The sequence below is a fragment of the Formosa sp. A9 genome (assembly GCF_051200825.1).
Lineage (GTDB): Bacteria > Bacteroidota > Bacteroidia > Flavobacteriales > Flavobacteriaceae > Formosa.
Genome location: NZ_CP195158.1, coordinates 1467881 through 1482393 on the forward strand (window position 1 = coordinate 1467881; position 14513 = coordinate 1482393).

The following is a 14513-nucleotide window of genomic DNA, read 5'->3' on the forward strand; positions in this document are numbered from 1 at the left end:
GATTCTCATAATTATTGGTTTTCAATATGATGAGATTCTGTGTCGAGCACAGAATGACACGCTTTTAAACTTTTTAGAAAGCCTCTTTTGTTTATAATCTAATATTTAATATTTCGTTTTGGTTAGTAATTGTAAAGGCAGCATTGGCAAATAGAGGTGGGCCAAATCCCATGTCGTTATTAGAAGTGCCATAGGTTTCTTTAGGCATGCCATTAGCTTCAAAATCCATAGTATTATTGTCATTTTCGTCGTGTAGTGCTAATACAGCATAAGTACCTGGACTCACATTTTTAAATGTAGTGGTTACTTTTCCATTTTCTATTTTGCATTTAGCGTGTTGTATGCCAGAACCTTTCATGAACGTTTTTTCGGTATGCAGTCCTATAAGAACATGACCGGAATTGTTTTTGACATTTTCAATGATAACAGTAATGTCGTAAGTGTTTGGCGTGTTTTGCGCCTGCAAAATTGTTGTCAAGCTTAAAAAGAGTAGCAGTGTTAGGATTGGTGTTGAAAAAGGTCTCATAAAATTTGTTTTTTTATTGTTTTACAAGGCTAAAATCTATCCTTTTTACAAAGAATACATATGTAACATACTGAAATGTTATAATTTGAGGATGAACTGATTTTTTAATACGCGAACAGTTTGATGCATGGATCTGTTTTTACAAAACGGAAGTGCTATATTCGTAATTCAAATAAGAGATAATTATGCTATACGCAATAGATATTTTAGGAGTTATAGCCTTTTCCATTTCTGGAGTTTTGGTGGCTTTAAGTAAACGTATGGATCCTTTCGGGATTTTAATCATTGCCTTTGTTACTGCAACTGGTGGTGGTATGTTAAGAGATGTTTTAATTGGCGACACCCCTGTAATTTGGATGAAGAACCCCACTTATGTGTACCTTATTTTTGGGTCTACTGTATTTGCTATAATATTTAGAAATAAAATAGATTATTTGCGTACATCGTTGTTTTTATTCGATACCATTGGTATCGGGTTGTATACTGTTATAGGTGTCGAGAAAGGGATATCTGCTCAATTAGACCCTGTTATTTGTGCTTCGTTAGGGGTGATGACGGCTTGTTTTGGCGGGGTTATCCGTGATATTTTATGTGGACAGATTCCTGTTATTTTTAGACAGGAAGTTTATGCAACCGCATGTTTTTTAGGGGCGATTTGCTATTTAGTACTTCGACATTTTGGGGTAGACAATAGTATCAATTTTATTATTTCTGGTGTTGTGGTTATTGCTGTACGATTAATTGCAGTAAAATTTAAAATAGCACTACCAAGTGTGTATAAAGATTAATTGATAATCTCGACCTTTTTTATATAAATGTTACGCAAGGGCCATTCGGCACGATCGGTTTCTACTTCCGAAATTTTATCGACAACATCCATGCCTTTGGTAACTTTACCAAAAATGGTGTAATTGCCGTCTAGGTGATGGGCACCATGCTCCGGAACAACAATAAAAAATTCGAAAGGCGATGCTAGTTTATGCGGATTTTCGATCTCGCTGCTAGGCATCGAAACAACACCACGTTCGTGCGTAAATCCGCGTTTGGCATCTGTCGGTAATAAATACTTGCCAATATAATTACGTTTGTTTACCGTTTCGATATCATCGCTATTTCCAGCCTGAACAATAAAGTTTTTTACTACTCTGTAAAATTGTGTAGCATCAAAATAATGCTGTTTGGTTAAGAATATAAAATTGGCTCTGTGGAATTTAGTTTCGTTAAAAAGAAGTATTTCAATAGTACCAAAGTCTGTTATAAGTCTAACCTTATTCTCTTTGTGTTCTTTTTCGTATTGAAGAAAAAACTCCATAGCGTTTTCATCTCCTAACTGTGGGAATTCGCGAGTAATTTCCTCCTGTTTTACAATAGTGTCTGTAGGTGGTGTCTCTATTTTTTTTACAGTGGTGTTGGGCTTTTTTGTTTTATTTTTTTTAGAATCCGTATCTTCACAGTTAAATAATAGTAAAACGGATAAACAGAACACTAAGAGTCTCATAAATGAATTTTGATGATTTTTTAAAGCTAGCTTCAAAAGTAAAAAATATACCGCTACCAGCCGAAACATCTCAGTTTAAAATGTCTCCACCTTTTAGAAAGCAATTGCAGGAGGCCAATAGGGCGAAGATGGCAATAGCTAGGCAGGCAGGCGTAATGGCCTTATTTTATCCGAATACAAGCTATGAAACTACTCTGGTTTTAATTTTAAGGAAAACCTACAAGGGGGTGCATTCTGCACAAATCGGGTTTCCTGGAGGCAAGTTAGAATTGGATGATGCATCTATAAAAGCGGCTGCAGTTCGTGAAACGTTCGAGGAGGTAGGCGTACCCGAACAACACATTAAGGTATGGCGCGAACTTACTCAAGTGTATATTCCGCCAAGTAACTTTTTTGTAACACCTTTTATAGGAATAGTGAACAATACTCCAAAATTAACCAAACAAGACGAAGAAGTGGAAGCTATTATAGAGGTGCCGTTGACTGAATTTTTAGACGAAAACAATGTTATCACCCAAATGGTGCAAACCTCGTATGCTATTAAAACAGAGGTGCCTGCGTTTTATTTGCAAGGACAAACTGTATGGGGAGCAACAGCAATGATGCTTAGCGAGGTAAAAGACCTATTAAAAGCGGCAACTTATTCTTGAGTTTTCCTACATTTGTATGCGATTTAAAATTACAACATAAAATTATGGGATTGTTTAAGAGAAATCCTTTCGGGCATATACTTATTTTAAAAAAATGGTTAATAAGGTATTTGGGTGTGCTTACACACAGGCGCTTTAGAGGATTTAACGAATTGCAAATTGAAGGTTCGGAAATTATAAAGGAATTACCCGAAACCAATGTGCTATTCATTTCTAATCATCAAACTTATTTTGCCGATGTAGTGGCTATGTTTCATGTGTTTAATGCCAGTTTAAGTGGAAGACAGGACACGATAAAGAATGTTGGATATATTTGGCAACCCAAGTTAAATATGTATTATGTGGCGGCAAAAGAAACCATGAAAGCAGGGTTGTTGCCTAAAATTTTTGCTTATGCTGGGTCTATTAGTATAGAGCGAACCTGGAGGTCTGAGGGAAAAGATGTTAACCGACAGGTGAAGATGAGCGATATTTCCAGTATTGCAAAAGCTCTGGACGATGGTTGGGTAATTACTTTCCCGCAGGGTACAACCACGCCATTTAAGCCTATTCGTAAAGGGACGGCGCATATTATAAAACGCTACCAACCCATTGTAGTTCCTGTTGTGATAGACGGATTTAGACGTTCATTCGACAAAAAGGGCTTGCGTATAAAAAAGAAAAATATTCTTCAATCTATGGAGATTAAAGCACCGTTAGAGATCGATTACGAAAACGATACTATTGATGCTATTGTAGAAAAAATAGAATACGCAATAGAGCAACATCCATCTTTCTTAAAAGTGCTTAGTAAAGAGCAAATTCAGGAAATGGAAGAACTAAATAAGCAAAGGGAGTATTAATGTTATAACTCCATTTTTTTTAGTTCGTGATAATTTCGGTCTAGCTTTTTTAATAATATTCCGTAGATAAGCCAATAAAATCCTAGAAGTATAGCTAATACCAAGGTAAGGGCGAGCCCTACAATAACAATGGTTTTAGCGTAGAACATAAAGGCATTGCCATTGGCGGTTGCTTGTGTAACCTGGGCTATGAGCTCGCTATCTTGTTTAAACTCTATAAACAGTACAATTATGGTAGAGCCTATCATAAATAGCAGGTTAAAAGCTACATAATGTTTAACAGTTTGGCGTGTTTTTAAAATATTCTCCATAAGTACTTTAGCGCTATCGGTAACCGATATGGTGCGGTAGTTTTTAAAGAACAAGAAAAAGAAATAAAACAGTACAACGTAACCAAATACCGTAAGCCCTAATATAATGTATTTAGCATCGGTATCGTTAAAGCGTTCAAAGCCGTCAAAATCTTTAAAACTAAACGATAAGGCTGTCCAAAACCCAAATTCTAGTAGGCTAATAATAAAAATCCATTTTACGATAGAAGACGATCGTTTTAAAATCATCTTGTAAATATCGTTGTAAGACAATTTAGGAAAACTATTGTTGTCCTTTCTGTTCCAGTCTTTTTTTAATAATTCTAATTCATCCATAATGTTACGGATTTAATATGGTTTTTAATTTCGTTTTCACTCTATTCATTTTCACTCTGGCATTCACTTCACTAATCCCTAAGGTTTCGCTAATTTCTTTATAGTTTTTGTCTTCTAGGTATAAAAAAACAAGTGCTTTTTCAATGTCGTTTAATTGGTGTACAGCACTGTAAAGTAGTTTTAATTGTTGTTCTTCTGTATCGTCGTAATGTTCTGCTTTTATTTTAAACTGCACAGCATCGAATTCTTGTGTTTTAATGCTGCGTTTCGATTTTCGGTACAGTGTTATTGCTGTGTTCAATCCAACGCGATACATCCAAGTACTAAACTTAGAATCGCCTCGAAATTTAGGGTAGGCTTTCCAAAGTTGAATGGTAATTTCTTGGAATAAATCGTTGTGCGCATCGTAATTATTGGTGTACAACCTACAAACTTTGTGCACGATGTTTTGATGCTCTTCCAGCAATGCAATAAAACTATGTTCTAATTCTTTATCCAAATGGTGTGGTTAATTATACTATTAGTAGCTCGACGTTTTAAATTGTTACAAAATGGAATAATGTATTTTTTGTTTAGTGATTTTATTGGGAAATACCATAACTGTAAAGTCTGTTTTTATAATTTAAGTTATTGTGATTTTATTTAAAGCTTTTGTTTTAATTTATTATTGTAATAAATTGATTATGTTTTATTTGAATTTTTATCATAGATAAAATTTATGATACTATTTTGTAAGTTTAAAACTGATTTTTCGATTGTTGATATGTTACAGTTTTAAGCATGTTAAAGTATAAAAAAGGATTGGTTTTAACTCGTGTATCTTATCGTTTTTCAGATCATTTTTATAATTATTTGTACAGGTGTCATTGAAAAAAGAAGACAAGAATTCTGAAACTTTAAAAGTAGATAAACCTAAATAGTTTTAAAAATATCGGTTCGTCCCTAAAAAACTACAATTGGGTATTTAGCTTTTTTAAGCAACGGTGTTTTGAAAGATATTTGCTCTGTAATTAATAATCAACAAAAATCATGAAGCATTTAATTTTTTTAGCAATGGTGCTGGCTAGTTTAGTCGCCCGTGCGCAGTTACCTTCAAACAACGTAAAAGACAAGTCGGGTAACGCTGGCTTAAAGCAATCGAGAAACAAAATGCAATGTGCGACAGACAACTTTTTAGTACATTTAGACCAATTGCATTTTTAAATCAAAAAAATTATTTAAAACGCTTTAAAATCACTTTTAGCATATCATGTCAAAACTAGTTAAAAATAGTATCGTAACCTTTTCAATTGGCTGTATTATATACCTTATTGGTAATCTTTGGTTTGGAGGTTTCAGTTATAACTCGGTACAAGATTTTTTAATCGATTTTATGTTTTATCAGTTATATGCTTTTGTGCTGGGATTTAGCAACATGTTATTTTTTCAGTATTACAGTAAATGGGACTGGAAGAAAAATCAAAAGATTTTAAGATTTGTTGTAGGGTTGCTTGTAGCGTCGGTAATCACCATTATCGGATTGTTTATCCTTCATACTTTTGAGGCATTAGCCGTGCAAGGAAAATCGGTAAGCGAATTTTTGGCTCACGAACAAGTTAAACACTATCAGTTTGGGTTTTGGGTAACGATTAATATTGTAATTATATATCATATTATTTACTATTACAATGCTTATCAGCAAAAAAAGCTACAAGAACAAAAGGTAATTGCGGGTACAGCTAGTGCGCAGTTCGAAAGTTTAAAGAATCAAATCGATCCACATTTTCTTTTTAACAGTCTTAATGTTTTGAGTGCATTAATCGAAGAAAATATAACTAGTGCTCAGCGTTTTACCGTGTCGTTGTCTAAAATATACCGGTATGTTTTAGAGCAAAAAGACAAAGAATTGGTAACGGTAGCCGAAGAATTGCAGTTTGCAAAAACCTATGTAAACCTATTAAAAATGCGCTTCGAAAACAGTTTAATATTTTCGTTGCCGGAGCAATACGATAATCCAGAGGCTAAGGTGGTGCCTTTATCGTTACAATTATTGTTGGAAAATACGATAAAACACAATATTGTAAGCGAGCAAAAGCCATTACAGATTAGCATTGCCATAGAAGATAATTTTTTAGTGGTAAAAAATAATTTACAAAAAAAAGAAGTATTACAAACACGTAAAGGAGTAGGGTTGCAAAACATTGTAAACCGCTACGCCATATTAACAAAACGAAAAGTTTTGGTAGACGACTCGCAAAATACATTTACGGTTAAAATACCAATACTTACAAAACGCATAACTATTATGGACACACAAAAAGACATATACAACGAGCAAGACGCTTATTATCGCGCAAAAAAACAAGTAGAAGAAATGAAAGGATTTTATGGTAACTTACTGTCGTATTGTACCGTTATTCCATTTCTAATCTTTATAAATTACAAAACTTCATGGGGTTTTCAATGGTTTTGGTTCCCGATGTTGGGTTGGGGAATAGGAATTATTTTTCATGCCTTTAGCGTATTTGGTTACGGAAAATCTTGGGAAGAGCGTAAAATTCAAGAAATATTAGATAAAGAAAAACAACAAAAACACTGGAACTAATGGAACAATCATATTTTGAAAGAGAACGTTACGAACGCGCCCGAAAACGTGTAAAACGCATCCGGGGGTTTTATACCCACGCCTTGGTTTATGTAGTTATAAACATCATGATATTTATTGTAAACACTCAGTTAACAAACGGTCAAAATTATAACGGATGGCAAATGTTTTCAACACCTGTGTTCTGGGGAATCGGTTTATTGGCACACGGATTATCGGTATTTTTACCACCGCTATTAATTGGAAAAGGCTGGGAAGACGACAAGATAAAAGAGTTAATGGAAAAAGAAAAAAATCAAAAATGGGAATAATTTGGGCGTGTTTTTCCGCAGCTGCTACAAAACCGCGCTTTCCGCGCTACACGGTAGCTTGCTGCAATCGCTCACGCAAAACATCCGCTTAATCAATAAACAGTACTTTACACCATGAATGTTATTATTATCGAAGACGAAAAACCATCAGCACGCCGGTTACAGCGTCTTTTAAATCACTTAGGCGTTTCTGTGCAAACCATGTTGCATTCTGTAGAAGAATCTATATTGTGGTTTCAAAACAATACGCATCCAGATTTAATATTTTTAGACATACAACTTAGCGATGGTTTGTCTTTCGAGATTTTCGACACAGTAACAGTAAATTCGGCCATAATTTTCACAACAGCTTACGATGAGTATGCGCTTAAAGCATTTAAGTTGAATAGTATAGATTACTTACTTAAACCAATAGATGAAGACGATTTAGAGCAGGCTATTACAAAATTTAAAACCCGATTGCCGCAACAAGAGCAGCTCGTTTTAAATTATAGCGATATAAAAAGCATGCTTGTAAATCCGTTAGACAGGCAATATAAAAAGCGATTTTCTGTACAAGTAGGTCAGCATCTTAAATTAATTTACAGTAACGATGTCGAGTGTTTTTATAGCGAAAACAAAGGTACTTATCTGTATACAGCAGATGGTAGAAATTATTTACTAAGCACCTCGTTAGATCAGTTAGATTTAGAATTAGATCCACAAATGTTTTTTCGAATTAACAGAAAGTTTATTGTTAATATCCATGCCATTAAAGACATGATAAATTATACCAATTCGCGGTTAGAAATTAAACTAAACTCGTATAATCACGAGCAGGTAATAGTGGCGCGAGAACGCGTTAAAACCTTTAAAGATTGGTTGACATAATTTTATTGCGATAGTTTACATTTTGACAGTAAAAGAAGTGACTTAAAAGAATATTTTTTTAAGCTACAGCGATTTGATTTACATTAGATTAAAATTCAATCGCTATGAAAATCAATCTAACCACTTTAATTTTGGCATGTTTTACAGTTTGTTTAAGCTATGCTCAAGACTGGAAAACCTATCCGTACACTCCAGAAGGTAGTTTAATAACATTTCCTAAAGACGAAGGTGCTCATACCGCCGAAGCCATCGAGTGGTGGTATACTTCGGGAGAAGTTACAGGGGAAACAACAGGCAAAACGTATGCCTATATGCTTAGTTATTTCGATTATTCGTATGCTGGGTTTGATGGGTTCAGAATTTTAAATTTAAGAGATTTAAGTACAGGCGAGTTTTTTCAAAGCACGTTGCCTTTAACCTATAATACATTGTCTACAGAAGCTATAAGCATAGAAGCCGTTGTTTTTAGGGGTATTACAGAATCATGGCGCAATAAATTAGACCATGATAATAACAGTATTCCGTTTCAATATACCATAACAGCAGCATCCGATAATGGAAAAATTGAGTTTGATTATAACACAGTAAAGCGCCCATTAATTATAGGCGATACTGGTCTGATAGATCAAGGTGCTTCAAGGTATTCTTATTATTTCTCGCAAACCAAGAACGAGGTTTCAGGCCAAATTACCCTTAATGGTGTAACCGAAAATGTTATTGGTACAGCTTGGATAGATCGACAATACGGAAGTTTCAATCCGCTTTCTAGCGAAAAATACGAATGGTTTAGTTTACAATTGTCCAACGATATGGATATCAATCTGTGGAATATTTTTACAGCCGAAGGTAGTATTCCCGATAATTCTAAATTTAAAATCCTTTCGGCTTATGTAGACGATAATACACAATACACCATCAGCGATTTTGAAATTGAAAGATTGGCTTTTAATTGTATGCCAGATTTAGAAAAGTGTTATTCTAAAAAATGGCGATTAACTTCGGAGTCAAAAAATATCGACCTAACCATAGAAACACGTTACGATGATGCCGAGGTGACTTTACCTTTTCGATTTTATGAAGGCACCATAACCATCAGCGGGACAATAAATGGCGAATCGGTAACGGGAATTGGTTTTGCCGAATTGGTACACACTTACGAAAACCCAAGTATAACCCTAAATGCTTTTGCCGATAATATGTACAGTGCAGACACCCCAATATCTTGGATGCTTAACAATCCTGATGATGGGCGTAAAGTATATTACGATGTATTGTATAGTACAGACGGAGAAGAATTTATAAGTATAGTAACAGATCTTACCGACACGAGTTTTATTTGGGAGCAACCTGCATTAGATCAAGATGCATCGGTGTGGTTTAAAGTTGTGGCACATTCTGTAGATGGTACTTTATCTAGCGAAGTAGTTTCTGAAGCATTGCAATATAGTACCTTGTCGGTAGCGTCATCGGTATTAAATCAAGTAAAGTTATTTCCAAATCCGGTGCAAACCCATTTATATATAACGATGCCGTTTGCGGTTACAAGGTTTCAATACGAAATAATAGATGTTAGTGGTCGTCTTGTTTTGAAAAATCAAACTACACAGCAAGACTCTAACACACTTGAAATTCCACTTAATCAGTTAACAAGCGGTATTTATATATTGCGTTGTACAACGCAACACACGCAAAAGAGCTTTAAGTTTATAAAGCAGTAGTTACTCGTTGTCTATTCGGTTATCATCAAAAGCAGATGGTAATAACTTTGGAATAAATTTAATAACTATAGGTAGCAAAATAGCACCTCCAGGAAGTAAGAAAATGGCTAAACTGGGTATGGTTTTAAAAATGTCCAGTAATTGCTTGTTTATCTTTTTATGTTCTTCGGCCGTTAATTCTCTGTAAGTAGATTGCGATAATAAAACTACAAGTTCTTTGCTGTCGCGTAACTCTTTAAGTAAACGTTTTTTATTTCGGGTAATGAGTTTGGTAACCAGGATATTGGAACGGTTGTAAAAGCTTTTTACCACGTTCTTAGAACTTAATAAACGGATTTCGTTACGATGATTACTAAAAAATGAATTGATGGCGGCTAACGACTCGTTTTTATCATTATCTGTTAAGCCCAATGCTTCGGCAAGAGTGTTTAAGAATTCAAACTCAGCAGTTTCTATAATGTTATCGCTCCAGGCTGCCATGCAGGCAATATCTGAAAAATACAGCGATTCGTTAACGCTTTTTGCAAAAGTAACAGCTTCTAAAAATGTGAGTTGTTTTTGCTTTCGATATCGTAATGAAGCCTCGAACAATTCGATTAAACTTTTGTCGTAATTACTTTTGTTCTGTTTTAAATTTAAGGCGTTTATAACTATTGTAATAATAGAAGCTTCTAAGGCTTCTAAATAGTTTTGGGTAATATGCTGGTGTTTTAAATAGTGTTTGTATGCAATAACATCTAAATACAACAACACGTTGGTAATGTAATGGTTGAAGTTTTTTGTGATAATGTTGTCGTCTATCTGTACGCGTTTATGCAAGATTTTTTCAACCAAAGTTTCTGCTTTTTCGCGTCCCAAAACATCTTCTAAAAACGTAGACTTGTATTGGTTTATGGCGGTGTAAAAGTTTATAACACTGTCAAAAAGAGGAATTGCTGTTCCGTCATTTTTATGTGCATGAATAAAAGCCAGGCAAAGATTAATTTTACAGCGTTCTTCTTCGGTAAAATCAGGGGTTGTAACGTAGTTGTTAACTACCCTAATATTGTAGCCGTAAATGAAACCAGATGCTCTAAAGGCTAGGTAAAAGTCGACATCTGAAGCGTTGTTTAATAAGGCTCTAGAGCTTAGTTCTTTTAGCAGCTTTTTTGTCCAGCCATTAGCCGATGGATTCATTAGGAGTATTTTTGTATTGCAAATAAAAATTAAAAGTACAATAATGCATAAAAAAAAGCTGCAAGAAGCAGCTTTTATGTTGTTAAAGGGGTAAAATATTATTGAATAATACCACCGCAACTTACACGACCACCAGCATCGCCAGTTGGTTGCGTTTTAAAATCGTCTGTTCCTTGATGAACGATTACTCCTTTTCCTAAAATATCTTTATTGGCATCTCCACAACCTATACACCATTCGTCTGTAGAGAAGGTAATTGTACCATTACCATTGTCGTCTGCATTAAAGTTACCAATGTCTCCTTTATGGTATCCCGCAGCATCGCCCCATTTGCCATGAGGTTGCCCGGTTGGATTCCAATGGCCACCAGTAGATTTGCCGTCTGGTGAAGAACAATCTGCTTTTTCGTGTAAATGTATTGCGTGCATTCCAGGTTCTAAACCACCAAGTATAGCTACCATAGTTACTGTGCCGTTTTCTTCTGTAAATACAGCGTTACCGGTAACATTACTTTCGCTTTTGGCTTCTAAGGCTATTTTTACTTTTTTGGGAGCTGAAGCAACTTCTTCAGCTACAGGAGTAGGGGAAGTTGTTGTTTCGGTAGCTTTGGTTTCTTTTTTATCGGATTTACAGCTTGCAGCAAAAATTAATGCTAAAGCTGCTAATACTAGAGTTCCTTTTTTCATAAAAAATGCGTTTTAAAAATTGCTAAGAAATCGAAATTTACAGATATTTTAATCAAATTCAAATTATAATAGCTGCTATTTTAAATGCGTTTTGATGCGAAATTAAAAAATGAACCTCTAAATTTTAAGCTATCAGTTAAATTACAATCAATTACTATACGCGGCATTGATTTCAATCGTGTTTATTTTTTGGTTTTCTTTAACAGAGTTTGTTAATTAAAATTTAAAGTAGGAAAGTTACTGCGTTTAATTAAAAATATCAGATTATATTTACAATAAGAAATAAGAGGTTATTTCTATTTTTTATAAGGTTCTATTATTAATAGTGAAATAATAGTTTTTATAAATTTGTTAGTTAATTTTTAGTTTAAAAAGGAGTTGGTTTAAAAAAGTCAATTCCTTTTTTTATTCTGCACATTCTATGTTGCTGCTGGCCGAATTGGTGTTAATATTAGGCGACAAATACGGAATGCCCAGTCCTAAACCACGAACAATAAAAAATACGGCAATAATAATAACAAATACAGGAATGAGTTTTTGAACCCGTTGTTTTGCGAAAGCGCTTAGTCGGTTGCCTAAATATACAGCTGCTGTCATTAAGGGTATGGTGCCTAAACCAAACAGCATCATATATAAACTTCCTTTTAAAGGGGCGGCTGTTGCAATTGAAGATAATACCGCAATGTAAACCAGACCACAGGGTAAAAAGCCATTTAAAAATCCTATAGTTAAAAAAGTGTCGGGTGTTTTTTTTTGAAGGGCTTTACCCATGGCACTTTTCACTCTAGAAAGGACTTTATATATGGGTTTTGAGGCGTTGTATTTATTAAATGTTTTATAGGGAATAAGTACAATAACTATTAAGCAAATGCCTATTATAATTGATAGTTTTTGTTGAAGACCAAAAATGTACAAGCCTTTGCCAAGTATACCAAAAACACAACCTATCATGGCGTATGCCAGTAATCTGCCAAAATGATAAATGAAAATCTGAACAAATTTTTTAGTGCTACTCGATTGGTTTACGGGGAGTAGCAAGGCAATAGGACCGCACATGCCTATGCAGTGTAAACTGCCTAAAAGCCCAAATATAAATGCCGAAATATACATTAATAGCTGATGGATTCTTTAAATAAATAGTTTGAAGAATTATGGTTCCAATCGATTTTGATGTTCCAGCGTCCTTCCACCAATTTTGAATTTGGAATTAAAAAGTGATGATTATTAATTTCTAGCGGCAAATTAAAATCTAATGTTTTGTTAGAGGGTCTGTACATGTAAACCGTTCCAGAAATATCACCGTCTTTAAAATTGCTTGGGAATTTTAATAGCAAGCCATCTGGCGTTTGTTGCCATTTAATATTTTCTGCTAAGGTTTTGGCGTTTTTTTCTTTGTTGATGTCGTTCTGAAAATTCAGCTCTTGTTTGTAGTAATCTTCTACCACCAAATCGTGGTTGTATTTATCGTTTGTTACCATGGTAATTACAAAATACATGATAAAACTAATAAAGCATATAAAGGCAATAACGATACCTGTTCCCCAATTTATTTTCATAATGTGTTTTGTTTATGTTACTTATAGCTTCGCGGTGCTAAAAACCTAACCGAAGTTGTTTCAATTAGTTTGTCGTGGCTATAAACCTCTATATAGAGCTTGTTTTTGTCTCCTTTTAATTGTGATTGATTTATTTCTATAAACATGGTGCCTTCGGCTAAACCTTGTTCTGGTACAAAAATATTTTTATCGGCAGCAACGACTTTTATTTCTCCAGGATAATTTTTTAGTTTGAAACTTACGTTGTTGTAATCGTTATTGGTTTTATTGATTATTTTGTAGGTGAAAACGTTGCTAATAATATTATTGTCTTTATGCTCGTATAATTGTCCCGGTAACCGTAAAATGGTTGTTTCTAGTGCATTTCTGCTAAAAAGCATACCAGCCCATACGGCTAATAGCACAATTAAAACTCCGGAATAAGCTTTTAAGCGTGTTGTAAATCGGAATTTTTCTTTCTTTTCAATTTCATCTTCACTGGCATAGCGAATGAGTCCTTTTGGTAAATTAACGCTATCCATTATAGCGTCGCAGGCATCCATACAGGCGGTACAATTTACGCATTCCAATTGGGTGCCATTTCGTATGTCTATTCCTGTAGGGCATACATGAACGCATTGGTAGCAGTCTATACAATCGCCATGCCCTAAAGCTTCCCGGTCTTCATTTTTTCTGAATTTTTTTCTGCCATTTTCACTCTCTCCTCGCTTATGGTCGTAAGCTACAATAATGGATTTGTTGTCTAATAATACGCCTTGTAATCTGCCGTAAGGACAGGCTATAATACAAACTTGCTCTCTAAACCATGTAAAGACAAAATAAAATATGAAGGTGAAAATCAATAACGGAATTAAAGTGCTTAAGTGCGCTTTTGGTCCTTCTTTTATAAAGCTAAGCACTTGGTCCCCGCCGATTAAATAGGCTAAAAAAACATTAGCAATAAAAAATGAAATGATAAGAAAAATACTCCATTTTAAAATTCGTTTTCTTATTTTTTCGGCGTTCCAAGCTTGTTTGTCCAAGCGCATTTGTTTGCCACGATCACCGTCAATCCAATATTCAATTCGTCTAAAAACCATTTCCATAAAAATGGTTTGTGGGCAAATCCAACCGCAAAAAATACGTCCGAATGCTACTGTGAAAATGGTAATAAACACCACAGCAATAATCATAGACATAACGAATAGCTTAAAATCTTGTGGCCAGAACGGGAACCCAAAAATATTAAAACGACGTTCTACAACATTAAATAGTAAAAACTGATTGCCATTTATTTTTATAAAAGGGGCAGCAATTAAAAACAATAATAAAATATAGCTAACAATCTTGCGCTTGTCGTAGTATTTGCCATTTGGTTTTTTGGGGTATACCCAAGCGCGTTTACCGTCTTTAGTAACGGTACCTATAGAATCTCTGAATACTTCGTTTTCTGGAGTTTCCATGGTTTTT

General features: G+C 34.5%; 17 protein-coding genes. 8 read left to right on the forward strand and 9 right to left on the reverse strand.

The features are described from left to right. Positions 1-91: 91 nt before the first annotated feature. Positions 92-526, reverse strand: a complete 435-nt coding sequence (locus ACR9EA_RS06625) for a DUF2141 domain-containing protein (RefSeq protein ID WP_435138951.1) — start codon at positions 524-526, stop codon at positions 92-94. 185 nt (positions 527-711) lie between these two features. On the opposite strand from ACR9EA_RS06625, the gene ACR9EA_RS06630 reads away from it, so the two are divergent. Continuing rightward, complete coding sequence (locus ACR9EA_RS06630) at positions 712-1314, forward strand: trimeric intracellular cation channel family protein (protein ID WP_435138953.1); 603 nt, start codon at positions 712-714, stop codon at positions 1312-1314. Here the strand turns inward: ACR9EA_RS06630 and ACR9EA_RS06635 are convergent. After that, positions 1311-2024: a peptidylprolyl isomerase gene (locus tag ACR9EA_RS06635; RefSeq protein WP_435138955.1), complete on the reverse strand. Its 714-nt coding sequence runs from the start codon at positions 2022-2024 to the stop codon at positions 1311-1313. The genes ACR9EA_RS06630 and ACR9EA_RS06635 overlap by 4 nt on opposite strands. A 2-nt stretch (positions 2025-2026) precedes the next feature. On the opposite strand from ACR9EA_RS06635, the gene ACR9EA_RS06640 reads away from it, so the two are divergent. After that, on the forward strand, positions 2027-2674 hold the full coding sequence (locus tag ACR9EA_RS06640; RefSeq protein ID WP_435138957.1) for an NUDIX hydrolase: 648 nt from the start codon (positions 2027-2029) through the stop codon (positions 2672-2674). 44 nt (positions 2675-2718) lie between these two features. Continuing rightward, complete coding sequence (locus ACR9EA_RS06645; RefSeq protein WP_435138959.1) at positions 2719-3516, forward strand: lysophospholipid acyltransferase family protein; 798 nt, start codon at positions 2719-2721, stop codon at positions 3514-3516. Positions 3517-3518: 2 nt separating this feature from the next. On the opposite strand, the gene ACR9EA_RS06650 is transcribed toward ACR9EA_RS06645, so the two are convergent. Then, positions 3519-4163, reverse strand: coding sequence for a hypothetical protein (locus ACR9EA_RS06650; protein ID WP_435138961.1), 645 nt, complete (start codon positions 4161-4163; stop codon positions 3519-3521). Positions 4164-4167: 4 nt separating this feature from the next. Beyond that, the gene (locus ACR9EA_RS06655; protein ID WP_435138963.1) at positions 4168-4662 is read right to left on the reverse strand and encodes an RNA polymerase sigma factor; all 495 of its coding nucleotides are present in this window, start codon (positions 4660-4662) and stop codon (positions 4168-4170) included. A gap of 530 nt (positions 4663-5192) precedes the next feature. On the opposite strand from ACR9EA_RS06655, the gene ACR9EA_RS06660 reads away from it, so the two are divergent. From ACR9EA_RS06660 to ACR9EA_RS06680, 5 genes are all read left to right on the forward strand, one after another. Further along, a complete protein-coding gene (locus tag ACR9EA_RS06660; RefSeq protein WP_435138965.1) occupies positions 5193-5366 on the forward strand; it encodes a hypothetical protein in 174 nt (57 codons plus the stop codon). Between the two features lie 46 nt (positions 5367-5412). Then, positions 5413-6747 carry a 2TM domain-containing protein gene (locus tag ACR9EA_RS06665; RefSeq protein WP_435138967.1) on the forward strand — a complete coding sequence of 445 codons (1335 nt, stop codon included), beginning with the start codon at positions 5413-5415 and terminating at the stop codon, positions 6745-6747. Further along, entirely contained in the window at positions 6747-7058 is a 312-nt protein-coding gene (locus ACR9EA_RS06670) for a 2TM domain-containing protein (protein WP_435138969.1), read from the forward strand. Before ACR9EA_RS06665 ends, ACR9EA_RS06670 begins: the two co-directional genes overlap by 1 nt. A gap of 114 nt (positions 7059-7172) precedes the next feature. After that, positions 7173-7928 (forward strand): LytR/AlgR family response regulator transcription factor, encoded by a 756-nt coding sequence (locus ACR9EA_RS06675; RefSeq protein ID WP_435138971.1) that lies wholly within the window; start codon positions 7173-7175, stop codon positions 7926-7928. A gap of 104 nt (positions 7929-8032) precedes the next feature. Next, positions 8033-9646, forward strand: a complete 1614-nt coding sequence (locus ACR9EA_RS06680; protein ID WP_435138973.1) for a lipocalin-like domain-containing protein — start codon at positions 8033-8035, stop codon at positions 9644-9646. Here the strand turns inward: ACR9EA_RS06680 and ACR9EA_RS06685 are convergent, their stop codons facing one another. From ACR9EA_RS06685 to ccoG, 5 genes are all read right to left on the reverse strand, one after another. After that, a complete protein-coding gene (locus ACR9EA_RS06685) occupies positions 9647-10822 on the reverse strand; it encodes an LETM1-related biofilm-associated protein (RefSeq protein ID WP_435138975.1) in 1176 nt (391 codons plus the stop codon). Positions 10823-10920: 98 nt separating this feature from the next. Beyond that, on the reverse strand, positions 10921-11508 hold the full coding sequence (locus tag ACR9EA_RS06690; RefSeq protein ID WP_435138977.1) for a superoxide dismutase family protein: 588 nt from the start codon (positions 11506-11508) through the stop codon (positions 10921-10923). Positions 11509-11913: 405 nt separating this feature from the next. Then, positions 11914-12618 (reverse strand): sulfite exporter TauE/SafE family protein, encoded by a 705-nt coding sequence (locus ACR9EA_RS06695; RefSeq protein WP_435138979.1) that lies wholly within the window; start codon positions 12616-12618, stop codon positions 11914-11916. After that, complete coding sequence (locus ACR9EA_RS06700) at positions 12618-13064, reverse strand: FixH family protein (RefSeq protein WP_435138981.1); 447 nt, start codon at positions 13062-13064, stop codon at positions 12618-12620. Before ACR9EA_RS06700 ends, ACR9EA_RS06695 begins: the two co-directional genes overlap by 1 nt. A gap of 17 nt (positions 13065-13081) precedes the next feature. Next, complete coding sequence (gene ccoG / locus ACR9EA_RS06705) at positions 13082-14506, reverse strand: cytochrome c oxidase accessory protein CcoG (protein ID WP_435138983.1); 1425 nt, start codon at positions 14504-14506, stop codon at positions 13082-13084. Positions 14507-14513 lie beyond the last annotated feature (7 nt).

Excerpts from the sequence above, each read along its gene's own strand:
- ACR9EA_RS06625 (WP_435138951.1), bottom strand. The coding sequence starts at position 526 with ATGAGACCTTTTTCAACACCAATCCTAACACTGCTACTCTTTTTAAGC.
- ACR9EA_RS06630 (WP_435138953.1), top strand. The coding sequence starts at position 712 with ATGCTATACGCAATAGATATTTTAGGAGTTATAGCCTTTTCCATTTCT.
- ACR9EA_RS06635 (WP_435138955.1), bottom strand. The coding sequence starts at position 2,024 with ATGAGACTCTTAGTGTTCTGTTTATCCGTTTTACTATTATTTAACTGT.
- ACR9EA_RS06640 (WP_435138957.1), top strand. The coding sequence starts at position 2,027 with ATGAATTTTGATGATTTTTTAAAGCTAGCTTCAAAAGTAAAAAATATA.
- ACR9EA_RS06645 (WP_435138959.1), top strand. The coding sequence starts at position 2,719 with ATGGGATTGTTTAAGAGAAATCCTTTCGGGCATATACTTATTTTAAAA.
- ACR9EA_RS06650 (WP_435138961.1), bottom strand. The coding sequence starts at position 4,163 with ATGGATGAATTAGAATTATTAAAAAAAGACTGGAACAGAAAGGACAAC.
- ACR9EA_RS06660 (WP_435138965.1), top strand. The coding sequence starts at position 5,193 with ATGAAGCATTTAATTTTTTTAGCAATGGTGCTGGCTAGTTTAGTCGCC.
- ACR9EA_RS06665 (WP_435138967.1), top strand. The coding sequence starts at position 5,413 with ATGTCAAAACTAGTTAAAAATAGTATCGTAACCTTTTCAATTGGCTGT.
- ACR9EA_RS06670 (WP_435138969.1), top strand. The coding sequence starts at position 6,747 with ATGGAACAATCATATTTTGAAAGAGAACGTTACGAACGCGCCCGAAAA.
- ACR9EA_RS06675 (WP_435138971.1), top strand. The coding sequence starts at position 7,173 with ATGAATGTTATTATTATCGAAGACGAAAAACCATCAGCACGCCGGTTA.
- ACR9EA_RS06680 (WP_435138973.1), top strand. The coding sequence starts at position 8,033 with ATGAAAATCAATCTAACCACTTTAATTTTGGCATGTTTTACAGTTTGT.
- ACR9EA_RS06685 (WP_435138975.1), bottom strand. The coding sequence starts at position 10,822 with ATGAATCCATCGGCTAATGGCTGGACAAAAAAGCTGCTAAAAGAACTA.
- ACR9EA_RS06690 (WP_435138977.1), bottom strand. The coding sequence starts at position 11,508 with ATGAAAAAAGGAACTCTAGTATTAGCAGCTTTAGCATTAATTTTTGCT.
- ACR9EA_RS06695 (WP_435138979.1), bottom strand. The coding sequence starts at position 12,618 with ATGTATATTTCGGCATTTATATTTGGGCTTTTAGGCAGTTTACACTGC.
- ACR9EA_RS06700 (WP_435138981.1), bottom strand. The coding sequence starts at position 13,064 with ATGAAAATAAATTGGGGAACAGGTATCGTTATTGCCTTTATATGCTTT.
- ccoG (WP_435138983.1), bottom strand. The coding sequence starts at position 14,506 with ATGGAAACTCCAGAAAACGAAGTATTCAGAGATTCTATAGGTACCGTT.